At 46.4% G+C, this 18,781-nt stretch carries 22 protein-coding genes and 2 pseudogenes; 12 read left to right on the plus strand and 12 right to left on the minus strand.

What is annotated here, in order from left to right; translation table 11 throughout:
• The first annotated feature begins 326 nt into the window (after window positions 1-326).
• Window positions 327-665: an HNH endonuclease signature motif containing protein gene (locus tag OOJ60_RS19570; protein ID WP_223231361.1), complete on the plus strand. Its 339-nt coding sequence runs from the start codon at window positions 327-329 to the stop codon at window positions 663-665.
• A 61-nt stretch (window positions 666-726) separates the two neighbouring features.
• Window positions 727-930 (plus strand): hypothetical protein, encoded by a 204-nt coding sequence (locus OOJ60_RS19575; protein WP_001194555.1) that lies wholly within the window; start codon window positions 727-729, stop codon window positions 928-930.
• Window positions 931-1,271: 341 nt separating this feature from the next.
• Here the strand turns inward: OOJ60_RS19575 and OOJ60_RS19580 are convergent, their stop codons facing one another.
• The 5 genes from OOJ60_RS19580 to OOJ60_RS19600 form a co-directional block, all read right to left on the minus strand.
• Window positions 1,272-1,676, minus strand: a complete 405-nt coding sequence (locus OOJ60_RS19580; RefSeq protein ID WP_001287392.1) for an H-NS family histone-like protein — start codon at window positions 1,674-1,676, stop codon at window positions 1,272-1,274.
• Between the two features lie 497 nt (window positions 1,677-2,173).
• Complete coding sequence (locus tag OOJ60_RS19585) at window positions 2,174-2,410, minus strand: hypothetical protein (protein WP_000175476.1); 237 nt, start codon at window positions 2,408-2,410, stop codon at window positions 2,174-2,176.
• 41 nt (window positions 2,411-2,451) lie between these two features.
• A complete protein-coding gene (locus OOJ60_RS19590; RefSeq protein ID WP_001572344.1) occupies window positions 2,452-2,907 on the minus strand; it encodes a hypothetical protein in 456 nt (151 codons plus the stop codon).
• A gap of 59 nt (window positions 2,908-2,966) precedes the next feature.
• Entirely contained in the window at window positions 2,967-3,632 is a 666-nt protein-coding gene (locus OOJ60_RS19595; RefSeq protein ID WP_000490638.1) for a hypothetical protein, read from the minus strand.
• 57 nt (window positions 3,633-3,689) lie between these two features.
• Entirely contained in the window at window positions 3,690-4,070 is a 381-nt protein-coding gene (locus tag OOJ60_RS19600) for a hypothetical protein (RefSeq protein ID WP_001426317.1), read from the minus strand.
• Between the two features lie 642 nt (window positions 4,071-4,712).
• Here OOJ60_RS19600 and OOJ60_RS19605 point away from each other — a divergent pair.
• Together OOJ60_RS19605 and OOJ60_RS19610 are read left to right on the plus strand one after the other, a co-directional pair.
• A complete protein-coding gene (locus OOJ60_RS19605; RefSeq protein ID WP_000193209.1) occupies window positions 4,713-5,531 on the plus strand; it encodes a DUF4942 domain-containing protein in 819 nt (272 codons plus the stop codon).
• Window positions 5,528-6,733: a hypothetical protein gene (locus tag OOJ60_RS19610; RefSeq protein WP_001572381.1), complete on the plus strand. Its 1,206-nt coding sequence runs from the start codon at window positions 5,528-5,530 to the stop codon at window positions 6,731-6,733. The genes OOJ60_RS19605 and OOJ60_RS19610 overlap by 4 nt, the downstream gene beginning before the upstream one ends.
• Before the next feature lie 279 nt (window positions 6,734-7,012).
• Here OOJ60_RS19610 and OOJ60_RS19615 read toward each other — a convergent pair whose 3' ends face one another.
• Genes OOJ60_RS19615 through OOJ60_RS19625 form a run of 3 tightly spaced genes read right to left on the minus strand, consistent with a single transcriptional unit; the run spans window position 7,013 to window position 10,010 of the window.
• A complete protein-coding gene (locus tag OOJ60_RS19615; RefSeq protein WP_000078514.1) occupies window positions 7,013-8,332 on the minus strand; it encodes a DUF1173 family protein in 1,320 nt (439 codons plus the stop codon).
• A 22-nt stretch (window positions 8,333-8,354) separates the two neighbouring features.
• Complete coding sequence (locus tag OOJ60_RS19620) at window positions 8,355-8,522, minus strand: hypothetical protein (protein WP_000220758.1); 168 nt, start codon at window positions 8,520-8,522, stop codon at window positions 8,355-8,357.
• Between the two features lie 60 nt (window positions 8,523-8,582).
• Complete coding sequence (locus tag OOJ60_RS19625) at window positions 8,583-10,010, minus strand: DNA cytosine methyltransferase (protein WP_000833382.1); 1,428 nt, start codon at window positions 10,008-10,010, stop codon at window positions 8,583-8,585.
• Window positions 10,011-10,224: 214 nt separating this feature from the next.
• Between OOJ60_RS19625 and OOJ60_RS19630 the strand changes: the two genes are divergently transcribed.
• From OOJ60_RS19630 to OOJ60_RS19655, 6 genes are all read left to right on the plus strand, one after another.
• Window positions 10,225-10,740, plus strand: coding sequence for a thermonuclease family protein (locus OOJ60_RS19630; protein WP_001572389.1), 516 nt, complete (start codon window positions 10,225-10,227; stop codon window positions 10,738-10,740).
• A 2-nt stretch (window positions 10,741-10,742) separates the two neighbouring features.
• Window positions 10,743-11,639 carry a hypothetical protein gene (locus OOJ60_RS19635; RefSeq protein ID WP_000975182.1) on the plus strand — a complete coding sequence of 299 codons (897 nt, stop codon included), beginning with the start codon at window positions 10,743-10,745 and terminating at the stop codon, window positions 11,637-11,639.
• Between the two features lie 47 nt (window positions 11,640-11,686).
• On the plus strand, window positions 11,687-12,094 hold the full coding sequence (locus OOJ60_RS19640; RefSeq protein WP_001572392.1) for a hypothetical protein: 408 nt from the start codon (window positions 11,687-11,689) through the stop codon (window positions 12,092-12,094).
• Window positions 12,095-12,788: 694 nt separating this feature from the next.
• Window positions 12,789-12,986, plus strand: a complete 198-nt coding sequence (locus OOJ60_RS19645; protein WP_000710701.1) for a hypothetical protein — start codon at window positions 12,789-12,791, stop codon at window positions 12,984-12,986.
• A gap of 336 nt (window positions 12,987-13,322) precedes the next feature.
• A complete protein-coding gene (locus OOJ60_RS19650; protein ID WP_000185304.1) occupies window positions 13,323-13,784 on the plus strand; it encodes a hypothetical protein in 462 nt (153 codons plus the stop codon).
• Window positions 13,785-13,813: 29 nt separating this feature from the next.
• On the plus strand, window positions 13,814-14,221 hold the full coding sequence (locus tag OOJ60_RS19655) for a hypothetical protein (protein ID WP_000074418.1): 408 nt from the start codon (window positions 13,814-13,816) through the stop codon (window positions 14,219-14,221).
• Between the two features lie 50 nt (window positions 14,222-14,271).
• Here the strand turns inward: OOJ60_RS19655 and OOJ60_RS19660 are convergent, their stop codons facing one another.
• From OOJ60_RS19660 to OOJ60_RS19670, 3 genes and pseudogenes are all read right to left on the minus strand, one after another.
• Window positions 14,272-14,799: a hypothetical protein gene (locus OOJ60_RS19660; protein ID WP_001027750.1), complete on the minus strand. Its 528-nt coding sequence runs from the start codon at window positions 14,797-14,799 to the stop codon at window positions 14,272-14,274.
• A 166-nt stretch (window positions 14,800-14,965) separates the two neighbouring features.
• The gene (locus OOJ60_RS19665) at window positions 14,966-15,352 is read right to left on the minus strand and encodes a hypothetical protein (RefSeq protein ID WP_181728339.1); all 387 of its coding nucleotides are present in this window, start codon (window positions 15,350-15,352) and stop codon (window positions 14,966-14,968) included.
• A 73-nt stretch (window positions 15,353-15,425) separates the two neighbouring features.
• Window positions 15,426-17,177 (minus strand): annotated as a pseudogene (locus OOJ60_RS19670) (Tn3-like element TnAs1 family transposase); the annotation flags it as partial.
• A 3-nt stretch (window positions 17,178-17,180) separates the two neighbouring features.
• Here OOJ60_RS19670 and OOJ60_RS19675 point away from each other — a divergent pair.
• Window positions 17,181-17,573, plus strand: a complete 393-nt coding sequence (locus OOJ60_RS19675; RefSeq protein ID WP_001351729.1) for a cysteine hydrolase family protein — start codon at window positions 17,181-17,183, stop codon at window positions 17,571-17,573.
• A gap of 137 nt (window positions 17,574-17,710) precedes the next feature.
• Window positions 17,711-18,595 carry a DMT family transporter gene (locus OOJ60_RS19680; protein ID WP_000058717.1) on the plus strand — a complete coding sequence of 295 codons (885 nt, stop codon included), beginning with the start codon at window positions 17,711-17,713 and terminating at the stop codon, window positions 18,593-18,595.
• A 31-nt stretch (window positions 18,596-18,626) separates the two neighbouring features.
• On the opposite strand, the pseudogene OOJ60_RS19685 reads toward OOJ60_RS19680, so the two are convergent.
• Window positions 18,627-18,781 (minus strand): annotated as a pseudogene (locus tag OOJ60_RS19685) (TCR/Tet family MFS transporter); the annotation flags it as partial.

Raw genomic sequence — 18,781 nt, forward strand, 5'->3', positions numbered from 1 at the left:
TACAACCTTAGTTTGCAAATAGCCAATTTTTCAAACTTTGCTTACTTTGTCAAGGAAGGTGACCGCAGTAGCAGGCACAACTACTTTAATCTGTATGAATAATAAGGTAGAACCGGCCAGTGAATGAATGCTTACCCTGAAATCAGGCGGACAACCTTCAGGAATATTGATAGCAAGACTGAATCTCTCGCTGCGGCGATAAACATTTCGCCATAACCCTGAACGAGAGTGGTTCATCCATCATATACAGGAGCGTTACATGCGCAAATTTAAGTACATAATCTGTCACCAGTCCTGACCAAGGTCCTTTCGCCCGGGATGTTAGGTTGAATTGCTACGGGCGATGTGTTGTCACCGGCGTAAGGTCCCCCTGGCGTACTGAGGCCGCGCACTTAACGCCACGTCATGAAGAAGGCATTCCCGACGTAACGAACGGAATTTTACTTCGCCGTGATATCCATACACTGTTCGACAATGACCATTGCGCCATAAACCCTGACACTATGAAAATTTACTTCAGCCGGGAGGCCCGGGAGTTGGATGATGATCTCCTGAAATGGCATGGGAATGAGATAGAGACGACACGCATGCAGGTTCCGGTTAACATCGAAAACCTTCGGATACGATGGCAAAAATTTAAGGCTAAGGATCGTCAGCGTAAATAAAGCCATAAGCTGAACCACGGCGAGGATTAGTCTTGTTCACTAAATGACAGCGAGAGATTAAATGCAAACCCAAAAAGAAATTACAGTTGGCCAGATCTGGGAAGAAGTGGATCCAAGACTGATCCGGAAAGTGCGGGTTGTTGAGGTGGCCTCGTTAGAAGGGCCCAAAGGCATCCTTATCGAAAACGTGGAGTCTGGTCGTAAGAACTGGGCGTCGTCATCCCGCTTTAATGGAAAGCGTGGAGGGTATCGTCTTATTTCCTGACGGTTTTGCCAATATGGGAAACTGAAGAGGTTGAAACCATCCCGGTGAGGGAGCATATCTGGTAAAGAAGAGTCTTTAAAAAGGTTTTACGCGACCTGGGATAATAAACGGGAAAACGATACCCAAAAAAAGAATACAGCGATGATAACGATAAGGAATGGTAAGGGCTTCAATATTTTGAGAAATGCCCTGGCTTCCTTTGCATCTGCATTTCTAATCAAACTGTCCACATAGGGATCACAGCTCTTAGGTTCTGAATTTTTCATATGTTCTGTACCTGAAATTGATTCCGTATGAGAAAAGGCCACCGAAGTGGCCTCTATCAAAACTGGTGGCAAAAGTTAGATCAGGAAATCATCAAGACTTTTACCGGCTGCAATTTGTTCTGCCAGAGCTTTGGGGGTACGGCCCTGTCCAGTCCACGTTTTTGTTTCGCCATTTTCATCAGTAAATGAGTATTTGGCCGGGCGTGGTCCACGGCTTTTCTTGGTAGCCGTAGATTTGGCCTGGAATGAGCCAAGCAGCTCTTCCGGGTTGATACCATCTTCTTCCATTAACTTACGCAGGGCGTCAAGTTTCTCCTGACGAGCTTGCAGTTCGGCAGCTTTGGATGATTCTTCCTGACGACGCTCATCAACAATGACATTAAGCTTTTCGAGGATTTCCTCAAGTACTTCTAAAGGCAGCTCGCGGCCCTGGGCGCGAAGAGTACGAATATTGTTTAACGATTTGAGTGCTTCAGACATACGACCCCACTTTCTAATTCTTTGATAAGGATTTACTTAATCATAATACACTCTATAAGGAAAAAGATGCCAGCTTTATGTCTTCAGGTACAAAGATATCTTGCTAAGAATACTCCTTATCTTCCTTGTGCAGACTGTTTCGTGCTTTCGATGTTGTTCATGAGTCTTAAAATCTGCTCACTGTTTAGGGTACTCATGCTGTAAATCAGCAAGAAGGAAGCGCAGAACAACATAAGCAATCGGAAAAGGAAACCATGCCAGTGACAGGCCATATATAGCGGAGATAAACATAGGGTAATTTAACTCACTTACAAAATTCGCTTCATTGTATTGTTGAATCGAAATGGCAGAAGCAAAAATTATAATTAAAGTAAGAAAAATCCACTCTAGCCATCTCTTTTTATAACAAGCATAAGCGAAAGCTGTAGGGTAAAAAATAAAGCAAAAAAATTCCAGCTGCAATTACGTTCATAAAAGTAACTTTCCTGATAGCGCCGTTATTTTTCGAATGCAGTATCATGAACAACTGCCATAACATTGATGATTGGCTTTCTTTTTCTGAAGAACCTTCCGCGCGGCAAAGTTTCTCCCGCTTTGAGACGATAAAGCCAGAAAACATAAGCCGGAGGAACATTGCTGTCAAAAATATCTGAACAAGTTTGAACTGTGATGCCTACTGTATTGTCTTTCCTCATCTCTTTAAAAGTGCCTTGCAATGCAGCGGATAACGTCATTTTTAAGAAACCTTTTTTCTGTTTGAACGGATAGACTTGACTTAGCTGGCTTGACTGTAATGTTTGCCACTAAAGATCCCTCGTTCTGAGGATGCAGGCACTACAAAGTTACCGTCAGGTCTAATCATACGAGTTTGGATGAAATTTTTGCCGGATTTGGTTTTTTCAACCTGGTGCTCGATCTTCCATTCTTCTTTGACGGGACCGGATGACAAATGAACTAGAACCGGTACTTTTTTACGTGTTCTATCCAGAACAATACAATTTGATTTATCCGTATCAAAGCTTCCCTGAAGAGTATTCAAAGAGCAATTATCATATCCCTCAACCGGAACTGCATTACCTTGGATATCAATTTTGAATCCTCCAGCTATTACAATTTCGGGTGCGTTATCATTTAAAGTCTCGTCATAGGCAGCATCAACTACATCGCAAGCAGTAAGAGTAAGTGACGATGCCACAGCAAGACACAATAAAGAAAATCTGTTTTTGAACATATTTGAGACCTTTTATAAAAATAAAATAACAGGAGAATTGTATCATTAACAGTCTAGTTCTAACGACTACCACTTTTAAGTATGTATTGAGCCAGTTTTATATTCAGGCACACCATATTGCACTCTAGCTCTTTCATCATTCTTGAAGAACTCTTAATTAAGTATTCTTCAAGTGGGCCAGCATATGCCCCTGATGTCACGATCGTTAGTTGCGTAAGAGGATGAGTCAAACTCTCAATGCCCTTCAGGATGTCATTCTGGACAGCAGCAATATAAACAGGCGAAGCCGCAATCAAATATTCATCATTCGGGCTGGACTGCATTAACTGGCTTATAGTTGCGCAACGGTTATGCTTACCTAGTGATTTTGTGATGGCTTTCCACCAGAGATCATGCCTGAATGGTACTTGATGAAATGTCGCCTCGTAAGAGGGCACCCGATCTCGACTATTTAAAAACCCCATCCCGGCAGAGATTATCCACAACTCCAGATTTCTGGTTGAGTTTAAAATTTCCTTTGCCGTAGACCAGTGATTACCTGAATACAAGGACAATGCCGGTACCGCCTGATTACTTCTGGCGTCGTCTACAATGTTACTCCAGGCATATGCTGCGTCGTCCGGGGTTTGTTTTGGATCTATGTCCAATGTCGGCCAGACGTGGCCCTGATGATTCTTGCCCTTTGTACAGGAAGTGATTAAGTGTACTGAGCGTTCAGAGAACATTATCTTCCTTACATACCCATAGAACAGCTTTCTAAGAACGGTGGGCTCGCCTGAAAATTACAAATCAGCCCCTTTCACGGCATCATTTTGATTCTTCGCGTCTGCCCCCAGTAAGATGACCGGTTTTCTGCATGACAGTGTTATTCCTAACAAACGCAACACAAAACCACGCCAGCCAGAGCAAATTTTTTCATTTGCTGCGTAAAGCCTATTGTTTTCTCTTTTAAGCTTCGCCCACTCGTTACAGAGGGTAACATCATCAAGCGCTGTTATATGCTTCGCCTCACCTTCGACGATAACGGTATGGATACCGTATGCTGTAAATCTCATACTATTTTCCAGAACCCAGTTGCGGTATTCGTCGAGTCCACCTTCGGAACCGGTAGCTCTGCGCCACATTTCAATTTGCTTGTGTGATGGGTCAAGTGTACTTGTCATTGAAGCCTCGTCTCAGCGATAACGCTTGAAATAGCCCGCTTTGGTCATCATGAAATTAGCCATCTGACTGGCGATTTGATTGTATCTTACTCATAGTGCCCTACCTATAGGTTAAAAAGGGGCATTTTCGCTTTATAGCGTGTTCAGCAGCATCAATCCTCCCAAGAAAGGCTGGCTTATTAAGCCGGTCCATCATTTTCTGTATATCTCTCATCAATTTTTATATCCGCCCTGGAGTGCACCGTTCAAGCACACCGATTAGGCAGATAGTCACTAGTTAACTCTTTACTAGTGACTAAATTCCATTGATATACGTGACAACGTCACGTCATGAAAGCTTATAAATGCCTATTTTTCATACAATGGGATTTAATTAGGAGTAAATCCCATAGGCTTACATAAGGATGACAATTAAAAGCGTTAAATATCAACCAGATAGAATGATTACCCCCAATTAATGGGCTCATCACATTATTTCACTGGCTGGGGTTATTGCTGGCATATCTGAAAGTGCTAATATGTTAGTCATTAGTAATTAGTAAAGCCTTTACTAAACGCGTTTCTACGTAAATTCTATAGGTTTTATAGTGTCCTACCTTTGCTCAAATCAAAATGTTCTGACATACCAAAATGGAGTGTAAAATGACTCAAAACCAGGGTTCTGAGCCAGTACCGGCGAGCCGGACAGGGCAGCTCATCAGCGCCCGGGATATGGCCATGCAGAAATTCGAAGAAGGGATGCGGTTAATCTCGGAAGCGTCGGAACTGTGCGGTCTCTCTCTCTTCACCAGCAGAATTATGCAGCCCAACGCATTTGGTCTTCCGTCGTCACTGGATCGCACCATCGAGGAGGGGCGTAAGGAAATTGACCGTAAAACGTGGAAAAGGCTCTTTGAAGAAACAGGTATGGACCGGTACTGGAACCATAAGCAAAAAGAAGCCTTTAACGAATCCCTTCGTACGGATCCGCCCGTCGCTTCCCTGGAGATTGTTAAGGGAACATTACAGCATGCACTGGCTAACAGACGAGACACCCTTGCAGAAGGTTTCGTTGATGTTCTCAACAAGCTTGACCGAAGTTTCAAAAGCAATGCCAGGCAATATACAATGCCAAAAAAGCTTGTTCTTCGGGGGATTTTTCCTGGTGTGAACGTGCTGAGGTACAACGGTTTCTCGCAGGACAATCACTTTTGTTTACGCGACTTTGAGAATATTGTATGCATCTGTTCTGATACTCCAACACCTGCAACCGGCGGTGGGCTGAGTATGGTCGACAGGCTGACGGCCATGAGAAATACAGAATTCACAGGCGAGGTCAGTGATGAGAATGGCTGGCGGTGTCGCCTGTTTGAGAATGGAAACGTTCATATTTGCATCGACAGTATCTCGCTTCTGAATGCTCTGAACGATCTTATCAGCATATATTTTGCAAACCAGCTTCCGGCCGCAGGAAAAAAATGATGATTGAAAATGATAAAGAAAAAAGCCTGAACGATGCTACCCCGCCAGAGGTGCAGAATGACATCCGCAGCGAATCCACTGAAAAATCAAAGGAAATGGGTCGTTCAAGGTACTCATCTATCGCGATGATCGATTACTTCAATGCAATCGAACGTCTGTGCAAAGAGAAAGAAATTAACCCGGAAAATATCGATCTGAGCTTCAAAGTTCACTGGCTCAGAAACGCTGTTGGCGGCTCGTTTGCAAGGTCACAGGAGATGTTCGCGGAGTACCAGAAGTATGTTAAAGAGGTTCCTGAAGAGGCCCGTTACCTGGATATACCCGATGAGGTAAAGGTTGCACTCGGCGATATTATCTCGTACATCACCTGGCACTACCGTAGAAGCTATACCGCAATACAGAATGATAGTGTTAAAAAAGCTGAAGCACGTAGCATGCAGCTGGAGGAGGAGGTAACGCAGCTGTTACAGCGGCTTGAGCAAAGCGCTACCGATATGGATGAGCTGAAACTTGAGAATCAGGCACTACAGGGTCGATTAGAGATCCGGGACAGTACCGTCAAGGAGTTAGAAACAAGGCTGAATGTTGCCGAAGCAGAACTCGAAACCTGCCATCACCAGTTAGATAGCACACGGCATGAATTGAGCCTCGCACAGCAGTCAAATGACTCACTCTCCCAGCAACTGGCTGAACGTAAAACAGAGATCGCTGGTCACCTTGAATATCAAAAAAAGCTGAACGAAGAGATCAACACGCAGCGTTCTGATAACGCCGGTCTTTCCAGACAATGCGACCAGTTAAGTCAGACTGTGTCAGATACAAAGGCAGAGAGGGACAGGTTTGAACAGGAATTGATTGCTGCACAGAACCTTTGTACTGAGCTGAAAAGTGCACTGTCCGGGAAAGAGGGTGACCTGGTGGCGGTGAATGCCGAGCTTACTGAACTCCATAAACTAAACGAGTCGCTGAGCGCCGACCTGAATAAAGTAACTTTGGTCAGCCAGGGCTATGAAGCGGAAGTGGCTGAACAAAGCAATGAACTCAAAACGCTCCAGGCCAAAGTAATGAAGCTGGAAGCTACCCTGGAGGCGGAGAAAACAATCTCAGAATCCCTAAAAGGCACCATTGATACATTAACTGGTGCAATGGCAGGGGGAGGTACTGGAAAGTCAAAACAGCCGCGTAGCAGAAAAACATCATGATAAATGAAGCCAGGTTGATACACTTCTCTGCATCCCCTGGCACATAAGAACTTCTGCGGACATTCAGCCCGTCCGCAGGAGTTTTCGTCCTTCAGTCAACAAATGCACTACCTTTTTTGAGTCTCCACTTTCCAGAGCAGAAAACACGTTACCGATTCTACCAACAGCTTGTATCTGAGTGATAACCCCAGTCTTGTAATCATCTAGGATCCCTGACAGGAAAGCGTTCAGTTTTGTCTGTTCGCTTAGCGAAAGCATGTAGGACATTTTTTCTCCATTTTAAGCAGGTGTGTCAGTTGAAAGAGGTTTGCGTGATTCTGGAAAATGAGGCAGCACCATAGTTTCAGATGCTGTGGTCGCATCCCAGTGCCACCATCCATAAGGCCCATATTCACGGTTGTAATAATCTTTTTTGAGTTGCTTTCGGGCCAGATAAGCAGGAGTGGCCATACCAAATACTTCCATCGGGAACGGCTTATCGCTTTTTGTGTCGAGCAGGTAGAAGTCAGGGAACACCTCACTAATACTCGCATCATAACGCATGGGCTTAACGTACTGCCGGTGCTCTGCATCCAGCTTTTCTGCAACAACCGCCTCATAGGAGGAGTCCAGAGGTATCCAGTTCTCGCTAACGTGCATCAGCACAATTTGATGAGCTCTTACAGAAGGGCCTCTGCCGGTTACCGCAGCTGGTGACGTCAACGCAAAGACAACTATTTTCGCCCCGGATTTCCATGCTGCGTACTCCGATGAAAATCGTTTCTTTACGCTATCCCAATGGACTTCTGAATTGAAAAAAATCAGCGGTAGCCCCCCAAAATTCCGCAGGGGTAAAAATTTAAGTGGCTTCTCATGCTTTTCAGCATCGTAGCGAGGTAAAACTGACAGGAGCATGAGACGTTTATCACTCATCGCCTGTGATGAAAGACGCTGAATTTGCGACTGAGCGACAGGTTGTTTCGGGTCAGGTACACCAATGAATAAATGGTCACCTATGCAGGCTCTGCCGGTACGAATTTGTTTAGCGGTTTCAAGCAGACGATACCGTACCAGTGAATCGTTACGTTTCCCTGCCATTTTCGGGTACCAGACATTCAGACCAGACTCTGTCCACAAAAGACTAAGCAAGCCCAGGAGGGTCATTGAGGCCTGACCTCCTTCTGGTCGCTGAACATGGGGCAGGGGAGGCACTTCTGATTTTTCAGGAGGATCTTTCTCTGTCATACCGATACCGAGCCTTACAGCCATATCACCTTCGGTTGTAATCCGGACCACACCACTCGCATATCCTTTCAGGCCGGTATGCCGGGCATCAAGGGAGAAGAATACACAGGAAGGATCATGCTCAATGCCCGTGTTAGCGGCTTTGACGAGAATAAAGGCATCACCGTTCGGTAAAGCACGAACATAAAGTCGCTTTTCTCCTTTTCCACGACATCCGCAGGTGATGACTGATTTTTGACCTGAGGTGTGGTGTGCCTTTTTAAGAGCCGACTGCCACCCTTTAGCAAACTCATCCTGCGTTTGAAAGTCAGGTGAATACCTTTTGACGTTTGGATCGTCGTCGTAAGCAATCATCACTGCGAATTTTTGGCTCATAGTAGTCTCCTAAACAGGAAGTTTAATATCCCAACCAGAGCAACACTTCCTGAGCGTCATACTGTTCCTTTACGCCCATGTCGCTAAAGAATTCTTCGAAATCTGTTTCGGGAACGCAATGCCTGGACAGTTCTTGTAATGCTCGTTCTTTAGATACCGTCTCACCTTCAGCTGATTCGAAATACGTCATGGTTGACCTCTGACATTATTACAACAATCTTAAGCATTTAAATTGATGAAGGAGCTCAGGTCAGCTGACTTCGTCGTAAAACTGCCGCAAGCGCTGGGAGGCTGCAAATTCAATTCGTGACTTCAGCAGTTTGGCGACGGCCGCAAAGACATCAACGACCACGGAGTTCCCAAACTGTCTGTAAGCCTGTGTATTGGACACAGGGATACGGAAAACACTTTCCCCGGGTTTATCGAAGCCCATTAGCCTGCTGCATTCACGTGGCGTTAGCATGCGTGGCCGACGGTCCATGTTGTATGTGTTATGGAAATCAGTTTCTCCCAGTTCATGAGACCAGCCCCGATCAATAAGAATTTCAGATCCGTCTTTCATATAGCGGCTTGAGAGGGTTCTGGTGACACTATTAACATTGGAAGGATCTACTAGTCCAAAACCAAAACCATTGCCTTTTGCCGCATGTTTCTTTGCATAGTTGTATAAGTACTCCCAGAGTTTAGGGGAGAGGATGTATTTACTATCTACGCTCGGATCCAGTAAATCTGAGAGAGAAGGGCGCTTGTCCGGATAAAAGTCTTTAATGTCTCTCAGAGTAAAACCGTCTTTCAGACGTAGGTCGCGGCGAAAACCAATAAGGACGATACGTTCACGGTGCTGGGGTCGGAAATGACGGCCATCGATGACTTTAGGATCATCCGCGCCCGTGCTTTCGCTGTTTGCGACGTCGTAGCCAAGCTCATCGAGCGTTTTCATGATGATGTTAAAGGTATTACCCTTATCGTGACTCTTCAGATTTTTTACGTTTTCCAGAACAAAAATTGCAGGTTGTTTTGCCCGGATGATCCTGGCCACATCAAAGAAGAGCGTACCCTGAGTGTCGCACTCGAAACCGTGTTTGCGACCCATAGAGTTCTTTTTACTGACACCGGCGATGCTGAATGGCTGGCATGGAAATCCCGCAAGAAGAACATCATGATCCGGGATAGAGGCATCGATAAATTTGTATGCCTCGTCATCAGTAACCTCGGGCCGGTTGCTAAGAGTGATGTCACGGATGTCTGAATTGAAGCGGTGCTCGTTCTCATCGCAATACCAGTTCGCCCGGTAAGTACGGCTGGAATAAGTATTCCATTCGCTCGTGAAAAGACATTTACCACCGATGGCATCAAATCCGCTTCGCAGTCCACCTATCCCTGCAAACAGATCGATAAAGCTAAAGTGCCTGTCCTCATAATCAGCAGGTCGTGAAGGTATTAAAGTCTGTAGATAGCGTCCATCTGCGATACTCAGCTCACAATGCTCAGGTATGCATGTAACCTGACGTTTAAGGGATGCACGGGACCAATTACTGCCATTTTCATCATTTAATACCTGAGCCAGATATTTCAGGTCATAAATGGTCGAAGCTGTTAACAAAGTTTTGTGGATCAGAGATGGTGTTTTATCCACATCATTCAGGTCTGTCTCAAGATCATGAGTGTAACGTTTCATCCAAACTCTCTCAGGAATAATATCTTTGAGATAGATTAACACGCTTAATTTGGATTATTTTTTGGTTCAGGTTCTAAATTTATTGTGATTATTCTGCCTTTAAGTTGCAAAAAGATTGGTTTTAAGCCCGCCCATGAAATAATGACTTGTTAAAATACTGCCTGTAAATAGGCTTGTGGATACATGTCTGTACTCAACAAATCAAGGTGAAATGATGTTTTTTTTAACAAAGTTACTTTTGCCCATCATGATTGTTGTATTCCCAGTGGCGTCCTGGGGGAACTCAACAACTTTTGAGGCAAAGGTGGTTAAGATTGTTGACGGTGACACCATAACTGCGTTGGATGCTCAAAACACAACCATCAAAATACGGATGTATGGTATAGACGCTCCTGAATCTAAACAGGCTTTTGGCCAAAAAGCAAAACAGGCCTTAACCACAGCTATAGCAACTAAAATCGTTACCGTGATAGACCATGGTACGGATATCTATGGCCGTATGTTAGGTACCATCTGGTTAGATGGATATGATATCAATGCCTCTATGGTGGACAGTGGATATGCGTGGGTTTATCGGTTCGAAGATAACGCCATTGTCCCTGGCTATATCAAATATGAATCCGCAGCACAAAAGGAGGCAAAAGGGTTATGGGCAGACACCAACCCTGTCCCACCATGGCAGTGGAGACAGGCAAACGAAAAGCCCAGAAAGGTGAAAGAGAAGAAATAACCATGATGAAAGAGCCTCATCCGTTACTTCAGTTGGTACTAAACGATTCCGGTCGTCTAACCATGCCTGTTTATTATAGAGATCAACAGTATTGCCCGACTTGCCTTACAAAGGTGTTGAAGAGTGAGGATGGAAGTTTGGCGCACCTCGGGGAAATAAATCAAAATACATGTAGACCTTCTATTTCAGTAGTTGTGACAAAAGCAATTATTGAAATGTTATGTGACGGGGAAAAAATATATGTAAATCCAATACGACACCGAGGCCGGGTGCTGGCACCCTCAGTAATTTTTTCTCCCGACACTCACACTTTCAAACCGTTTATAAATACAGACTATCAGCCTGTGGGAGCAAACTGGAAAAGTGAAAAGGGATATAAACTCGGTCTGTTTTATCTCAAAGATCGAGCCAACTCTATCAATAAAGAGGAATTTGATTTCATTGCCGTTATAGACCCTGAGGCAATGCAGAAAGAATTTATTTCGGCCTGGTCTGAGGTTGATGAAAAAAATCCATTGGAAACGCTGAAGCAGATCTTACGATCTAAAAACAACTCTTCTTTATGGGTAAAATGGCCTGGCAAAATTGAGCATGCGCAAAAAGGAAATTACAACGAAAATTACTGGTTCGATTATCAATCTGATAATCAGGAAGTGAACTGTACGGTCTCTGTTGTAGGTATCGAAGGTAACAGTTCCGGTGAGACAATTTATAGATTGCAAACTTTGCTAAAGCGTAAGCTCAATGAATATCAACTGGTTCGGTCTTTAGGGACTATTATGCTTCTTGATAATACCGGGAATATGATTCCATCAAACCATCCTTATTTTGAAGTCATCTCAAAAGCATGTATAAATGGAGTGCGTGACTTTGTTCGTCAAAACCCGTGGGTAGTCTGACGGTCAACTATAAAGCATAATATAATTAGTAATAACAAGGAACAGACATGAATGAAAACTCAGTAATCTTAATAAGTTTATTTTGGTTTTTTTTGGGATCGAGTGTTGTAGCTGGTTTTATGGATGCATCATTATATTGCTGGATTTTTGCAGCCATAAGCGCATTGTTTCTTCTTTCGGTGATACAAACACCAAAGGAGTTAACGGTATCTATTAGTCATATGACAAGCAAAACGCTGATCTCAAAGACAGATGATGGATACACATTTAGCATTTCACCTTACGGAGACGGGTACCGCTTATCAGTCTCGCCTGAAAATCGTCACAATGGTACCCAAAGCTTTGACGGCTGGTTCCCACGTTTTTTTTCCGAACCACAGTATGCCAAATCATCTTTAACTAAATTTCTCGGTGAGTCCTTAGTATGGGAAGAAGATTCAAGTAATGCTCTATGAGATTACTTATTATAAATTTTTCTATTAATCTCCATGGAGTGATATATGAATTTGGCCTATTTTTTATTTTTGTCTATAACTGTTATGCTTACGAGCTTTATTATTAAATCACTTGTCGTATTGGTAAAGTTCAAATTACTTCGTGATGAACGTCTCGAATATACCAGCAATAAAAATATTGATGAGATGTACGATTTAATGAATGCGAAGGAAGAAATCCTCATAAGGCATCATAAGCAGATGTTGGCATTGCATCTTTCACTATTAATATTCGTTCTATTTATTGCTTACATTTACTAAAAATAATTTTATTCAACATTTCAACAAAGGGTTTTCAATGGAAAGCTTCGAAACTGAACAAATGATTCAATATGCTTTCTACATAAATATCGTAATAACGACTGGTTTGGCATGGTTTTGCTTGCGGTCAGGATTGCATTACAATTTTTTCAGAAAAGCAGAGAGTGCCAGAACAAAAGGGCTGAGTAGTACCTCTACTGAACACGGTCCAGCAATAGTGAGACTAAAGAAGCTACAAGCATTAGTAGATTTTATTAGTAACTGTGCTTTTCTAATCCTTTCAATTGGCACAGCTTATATTTTGTATGTTTGGAGCCACAGTTAACTCATACGAGGTAACTTCGGCAGGTAACAACTTCTAATGCAGGACTTTAATAACTCTAAGGGATTCTACATGAAAAAAGACGATCTAATTACGCGTTGTAAATTACTTAAAGGCGAACGCGATGAGTCTATCTTTACCATATTAATTGGGATAGTAGTAAAGCTGGGGCTGGTAGGCCTGGCATTCTATCTGTTGCTTGGTTCCACGATTGATTGGTCAAGCTGGAAAACTTATGCCGCCATGTTGATCTTGGGAGCATTTCTCTAAAATCTTGAACCTTTTTTCACTCATTACAAGCCATGACCTAGTGCGTAGATCATACGATCTTTAAACCTTATGTCATTGATTTATAAGTACATATAACAAAGATTATGTTAAATACTGTATGTATGTACAGCATCAACAGTTGCCCCCCTCATATTGAGGTAATTGCTACATTCATACCACTATTCTTCTTATAGTATCGACATCCTGAATTATTGCACCCTACTGCTTTGTCTTTAGCTGTTCCGAATTAAAATTCATTGCTCAATTTGGATCACATGACGATCAGCGTATTCCTTTGCTTTATCAAAGTTAAGTTTTTAAAACATAAGATATGTAATGACAAATTCTCAATCTGATTTTCCTTTGAACGATCAAAATTTTCAGGCAGATTTGCTGAAAATCAAAAAGGTTTTCGCCGACCTTATAACGCAGGCATCAGATGGTAAGATACCCATAAGGTCTTCTCATGTACACGGCTTACACCATTTCGAGGAGCTCTACATCCGGGCAAGAGCAGGCATGTGTTCGGTCCTGGGATATCCGGTCATGGTTGTTTCAACTATCTCAGTTAAAGAGCCCGGCACAGGCATTTTTAGAGCGCTTCTTGCAGAATTGAAATGTATTGCAGATGAACAAAATTACATTTTGAAAATTGAAAATGTACTGCCTCCCCTATTCCGCAAATACCTTATTCAAGAAGGTTTTGTTTTCCCAGGTGAACCTTGGATGTGTGGTTCCGGCTATTGGTTTAAGAACCCACAAGTACTTCATGAAAATATTGAGTTATTATCTGTTTAAGTCGATCTAACAATTTCACTGGAGCTAACATGTCCCCGGAATTGGTATCAGACATTGCAAGAGTGGCGCATGAAAAGCTACTTTCAATTTTAACGGAGTGCGGCATAGAGAAGACGGCAGGCACTTGCCTTTTTGCAAGCTATCTTGTGTGTTATTTAGCAAAAACTAAAGGTCTAGATGCTGTTGTCCGTGGGGGTAACGGTGCAGATGATGGCGGTATATTTATAGAGTGTGGTGGCTTTGGCCATTATTGGTGTGAGTTGAATTTCGAAGAAGTGCAATATTATATTGACATCACTTCCGAACAGTTTGGGTTTCATCCATACATAGTGAAACTCGCCAACGATATAACAGGATGGCCTCGATATATTCCTGGTGATCAGGAAACGGTCGATAGTCATTTAGAACAATTATTACGCGACGGCTATACAGAATAGGCTGCGTATACCCTATCGCAGCCTTTCAGGCTCTTAACCCTTGTGACCTGTTAACGGAACCACTCAGGATGACGCTGCCGATCAACTTTGATAACCTGCGAATTAAATTCAACGACATCCGCTGGAGTAAGCATTAATTCATCAGGATTTACAATAAATGGTCTTAAAACCACTTCGCCACCGTCTTCTTTTGCACCGTAGATATTAATAAGAAAGTGCAGTCGTTGATTTCCTTCAGCATTGCGTTGCCATTCTCTAAAAGTCAAAGTTTGTTTAATATAGTTTGTTAAAAGAAATGCGAATTCAGATTCTTCCGTTTGTGAGATACCGATTTTGTTAGACATTTTTTTTAGTATCTTTCCGAGCATGGACACACAGGCATCTAGACTTAACGATGTTGAAATTTTGGTCGTATTAAAATCCTCCTGCGAAAGTGAAATCATCCATGTATTATCTTTATGATAGTCGGTAATATAAATAAAATGAGATGTAAAAGGCGTTGAGTGATTGAACTCTCCTAAGTTCCATCCATACTGACTCACTGTATTTGAGCTAAGTTCTTTGTCGGTAATGTTCATAATTCATACCTTTCGATAAAGTCTGTAATGATAATTAGCTATCTCAAAGGACCAGAACAACTCTTGAAATAACCACACTCGAAGAATTTATCATATTGAACACCCCTACCTAATAACCTTGCCGACTTAATAAATCACAATAGCCCTCCCCTGACATTTTAAAATGCTACTTGAATTTTTGATAGCTTATGGTTGTTTTATGTTCTTTGTGATACGCATATGTCATCTTCTCTTTCCAGTACCAATCTTGTAGATCCTGCAAGTCTAGCCCATTTTTCTCACGTATGCTTTCGTGTAATTCGCTAAGCGCGAGTTTATCATTAGGTTTATAAATGGCTAATTTTTCTTCAAATAAATCCAGCCAACGTTTCCCCATCTTACGACGCAAAACAAACACCATCGTGATAAATGTAATGAAATGCACAGCAATTAGTTCCAACTTATGCGATTGCTGACCAGATAAAATTACTATTGTAACAACAGGGATGGCCGTATATAAAGCAATCAAAGCGACCATAAGTTGGTATGGTTTTTCCCGTATTACCATGTTCATGGGTAAACCAGAGGACGCTACTGCTTGCCAAAATCTTAAAGGGGAGCCCGCAGAATTCGGAAAAAATCGTACGCTAAGGTTTTCCGGGCATCCGTAAGGGCCGAAACTTCCCGTCTTCCAGTCTGCGGCTCTGCCGCCAGACGTAATCGCCGGTTAGGTTGATGTGCTCCCAGCCCAGCGGCGACAGGAATTGCAGCAGCTCGCCGTCCACCGGCTTGCCGGCCTCGACCAACCCCTGGGTGGCGCGTTCCAGGTACACCGTGTTCCACAGCACGATAGCCGCCGTCACCAGGTTGAGGCCGCTGGCCCGGTAGCGCTGCTGCTCGAAGCTCCGATCCCTGATTTCCCCAAGGCGGTTGAAGAACACCGCCCTGGCCAGCGAGTTGCGCGCCTCACCTTTGTTCAGGCCGGCATGCACGCGGCGGCGCAGTTCAACACTTTGCAGCCAGTCCAGGATGAACAGCGTGCGCTCGATCCGGCCCAGCTCGCGCAGGGCCACGGCCAGTCCGTTCTGGCGCGGGTAGCTGCCGAGCTTGCGCAGCATCAGCGAGGCGGTGACGGTGCCCTGCTTGATCGAGCTGGCCAGGCGCAGGATGTCGTCCCAGTGGGCACGCACGTGCTTGATGTTCAGGGTGCCGCCGATCAGCGGGCGCAACGTCGGGTAGGCTTGCACGCCCTGCGGCACGTACAGCTTGGTTTCGCCGAGGTCGCGGATGCGCGGCGCGAAGCGGAAGCCTAGCAGGTGCATCAGGGCAAAGACGTGATCGGTGAAGCCGGCCGTGTCGGTGTAGTGCTCCTCGATCCGCAGGTCGGACTCGTGGTACAGCAGGCCGTCGAGCACATAGGTGGAATCGCGGACGCCGACATTCACCACGCGGGTGCTGAACGGCGCGTACTGGTCGGAGATATGGGTATAGAACAGCCGTCCCGGCTCGCTACCGTACTTCGGGTTGACGTGCCCGGTGCTCTCGCCCCGGCCACCCGCGCGGAAGCGCTGGCCATCGGAGGATGAGGTCGTGCCGTCGCCCCAGTGGGCGGCAAAGGCGTGGCGATACTGGTGGTTGACCAGCTCGGCCAAGGCCGCCGAATAGGTTTCGTCGCGGATGTGCCAGGCTTGCAGCCAGGACAGCTTGGCGTAGGTCAGGCCGGGGCTCGACTCGGCCATCTTGGTCAGCCCGAGGTTGATCGCATCACCGAGGATTGCGGACAGCAGCAACGTCCTGTCTTTGGCCTCGGCCCCGTCCTTCAAGTGGGTGAAGTGGCGGCTGAAGCCCGTCCAGTCGTCCACGTCCATCAGCAGTTCGGTGATCTTGATGCGCGGCAGTAACTGGCTGGTTTGGTCGATCAGCGCCTGCGCCCGATCCGGCACCGCCGCATCCAGCGGGGTGATTTTCAGCCCTGACTCGGTGAGGATGGCATCGGGCAGCTCGTTGTCCTTGGCCAGGCGGGTGACGGTGGCCAACTGCTCGTCCAGCAGCTGCAAACGCTCTTCCAGGTACTGGTCGCTGTTCGGGTTGATCGCCAGGGGCAGGGCCTGCTCGCGCTTGAGTGCGGCGAACTTCTCGGCCGGCAGCAGGTAGTCGTCGAAGTCGCGGAACTGCCGCGAGCCCTTGACCCAGATGTCGCCGGAGCGCAGGGCGTTCTTCAGCTCGGACAGGGCGCAGATTTCGTAGAATTTCCGGTCGAGGCCTTCCGGGGTGATCACCAGCGGCTTCCAGCGCGGCTTGATGAAGGCCGTGGGTGCATCGGCCGGCACCTTGCGCAGGTTGTCGGCGTTCATCTCACGCAGGGTCTGCACGGCTGCCAGCACGCCTTGCGCGGCCGGCCCGTGCTGTTCCCCAACTTTTCGCTCGGCGAAGAGTATGAACATGCGCCGCCGGCGACGAATCGCCAAATCTCACCGTATCTCCCGAGCGGACGATTTCGCACCGGTCTGCCCGTCGAAGGGCTTGCGATCGAACGGGGCGACCTTTTCTATGCATGTCCGCGAGCCAGCGTCTTTTATGGCACGGCGCTCGACGCCGACCTTCGGACGCGCGGCGTAAGCACGCTTGTCATGGCCGGGATAAGCACCACCGGCGTTGTTCTTTCAAGCGTCGCCTGGGCTAGTGATGCGGACTACGACGTGCGTTTGGTCCAGGACTGCTGCTACGACCCGGATCGGGATGCCCACGAAGCTCTGTTGCGTTCCGGGTTCGGCGGACGTGTACAGGTCGTGTAATTTTCGGGCCTCGCATGATCGCGGCCATAGCCGCAGGTGGATTGGTGCGAGGCAGGGCCAGTCCAAGTCAGGGTGCGGTCATCGCGGCGCCTGCAACTCTCAAAAACCCATCGCCGTAGCGGAGGTCTTGTAATCGCATGTCATTACGCACGCCCGATTTATTGTTCACAGCGATAGCACCTGCCATTTGGGGCAGCACCTACATTGTCACCACCCAATACCTGCCGAACTTCTCACCGATGACGGTCGCGATGCTGCGGGCGTTGCCGGCGGGTTTATTGCTCGTGATGATCGTCCGACAGATTCCAACGGGAATCTGGTGGATGCGCATCTTCATCCTCGGCGCACTTAATATTTCGCTATTCTGGAGCTTGTTGTTTATTTCGGTCTACCGCCTGCCGGGCGGGGTCGCGGCGACGGTAGGCGCTGTGCAGCCGCTGATGGTCGTGTTCATCTCTGCCGCTCTGCTAGGTAGCCCGATACGATTGATGGCGGTCCTGGGGGCTATTTGCGGAACTGCGGGCGTGGCGCTGTTGGTGTTGACACCAAACGCAGCGCTAGATCCTGTCGGCGTCGCAGCGGGCCTGGCGGGGGCGGTTTCCATGGCGTTCGGAACCGTGCTGACCCGCAAGTGGCAACCTCCCGTGCCTCTGCTCACCTTTACCGCCTGGCAACTGGCGGCCGGAGGACTTCTGCTCGTTCCAGTAGCTTTAGTGTTTGATCCGCCAATCCCGATGCCTACAGGAACCAATGTTCTCGGCCTGGCGTGGCTCGGCCTGATCGGAGCGGGTTTAACCTACTTCCTTTGGTTCCGGGGGATCTCGCGACTCGAACCTACAGTTGTTTCCTTACTGGGCTTTCTCAGCCCGGGGACCGCCGTGTTGCTAGGATGGTTGTTCTTGGATCAGACGCTGAGTGCGCTTCAAATCATCGGCGTCCTGCTCGTGATCGGGAGTATCTGGCTGGGCCAACGTTCCAACCGCACTCCTAGGGCGCGTATAGCTTGCCGGAAGTCGCCTTGACCCGCATGGCATAGGCCTATCGTTTCCACGATCAGCGATCGGCTCGTTGCCCTGCGCCGCTCCAAAGCCCGCGACGCAGCGCCGGCAGGCAGAGCAAGTAGAGGGCAGCGCCTGCAATCCATGCCCACCCGTTCCACGTTGTTATAGAAGCCGCATAGATCGCCGTGAAGAGGAGGGGTCCGACGA

The sequence above is a fragment of the Citrobacter sp. R4 genome (genome assembly GCF_026719175.1).
Classification (GTDB): Bacteria; Pseudomonadota; Gammaproteobacteria; order Enterobacterales; family Enterobacteriaceae; genus Citrobacter_A; species Citrobacter_A sedlakii.

Coding starts and splice junctions, on each gene's coding strand:
- OOJ60_RS19655 (WP_000074418.1), top strand. CDS start 13,814: ATGTCCCCGGAATTGGTATCAGACATTGCAAGAGTGGCGCATGAAAAG.
- OOJ60_RS19630 (WP_001572389.1), top strand. CDS start 10,225: ATGTTTTTTTTAACAAAGTTACTTTTGCCCATCATGATTGTTGTATTC.
- OOJ60_RS19580 (WP_001287392.1), bottom strand. CDS start 1,676: ATGTCTGAAGCACTCAAATCGTTAAACAATATTCGTACTCTTCGCGCC.
- OOJ60_RS19680 (WP_000058717.1), top strand. CDS start 17,711: ATGTCATTACGCACGCCCGATTTATTGTTCACAGCGATAGCACCTGCC.
- OOJ60_RS19665 (WP_181728339.1), bottom strand. CDS start 15,352: ATGAACATGGTAATACGGGAAAAACCATACCAACTTATGGTCGCTTTG.
- OOJ60_RS19605 (WP_000193209.1), top strand. CDS start 4,713: ATGACTCAAAACCAGGGTTCTGAGCCAGTACCGGCGAGCCGGACAGGG.
- OOJ60_RS19575 (WP_001194555.1), top strand. CDS start 727: ATGCAAACCCAAAAAGAAATTACAGTTGGCCAGATCTGGGAAGAAGTG.
- OOJ60_RS19600 (WP_001426317.1), bottom strand. CDS start 4,070: ATGACAAGTACACTTGACCCATCACACAAGCAAATTGAAATGTGGCGC.
- OOJ60_RS19620 (WP_000220758.1), bottom strand. CDS start 8,522: ATGACGTATTTCGAATCAGCTGAAGGTGAGACGGTATCTAAAGAACGA.
- OOJ60_RS19645 (WP_000710701.1), top strand. CDS start 12,789: ATGAAAAAAGACGATCTAATTACGCGTTGTAAATTACTTAAAGGCGAA.
- OOJ60_RS19590 (WP_001572344.1), bottom strand. CDS start 2,907: ATGTTCAAAAACAGATTTTCTTTATTGTGTCTTGCTGTGGCATCGTCA.
- OOJ60_RS19625 (WP_000833382.1), bottom strand. CDS start 10,010: ATGAAACGTTACACTCATGATCTTGAGACAGACCTGAATGATGTGGAT.
- OOJ60_RS19595 (WP_000490638.1), bottom strand. CDS start 3,632: ATGTTCTCTGAACGCTCAGTACACTTAATCACTTCCTGTACAAAGGGC.
- OOJ60_RS19615 (WP_000078514.1), bottom strand. CDS start 8,332: ATGAGCCAAAAATTCGCAGTGATGATTGCTTACGACGACGATCCAAAC.
- OOJ60_RS19635 (WP_000975182.1), top strand. CDS start 10,743: ATGATGAAAGAGCCTCATCCGTTACTTCAGTTGGTACTAAACGATTCC.
- OOJ60_RS19640 (WP_001572392.1), top strand. CDS start 11,687: ATGAATGAAAACTCAGTAATCTTAATAAGTTTATTTTGGTTTTTTTTG.
- OOJ60_RS19585 (WP_000175476.1), bottom strand. CDS start 2,410: ATGACGTTATCCGCTGCATTGCAAGGCACTTTTAAAGAGATGAGGAAA.
- OOJ60_RS19610 (WP_001572381.1), top strand. CDS start 5,528: ATGATGATTGAAAATGATAAAGAAAAAAGCCTGAACGATGCTACCCCG.
- OOJ60_RS19650 (WP_000185304.1), top strand. CDS start 13,323: ATGACAAATTCTCAATCTGATTTTCCTTTGAACGATCAAAATTTTCAG.
- OOJ60_RS19660 (WP_001027750.1), bottom strand. CDS start 14,799: ATGAACATTACCGACAAAGAACTTAGCTCAAATACAGTGAGTCAGTAT.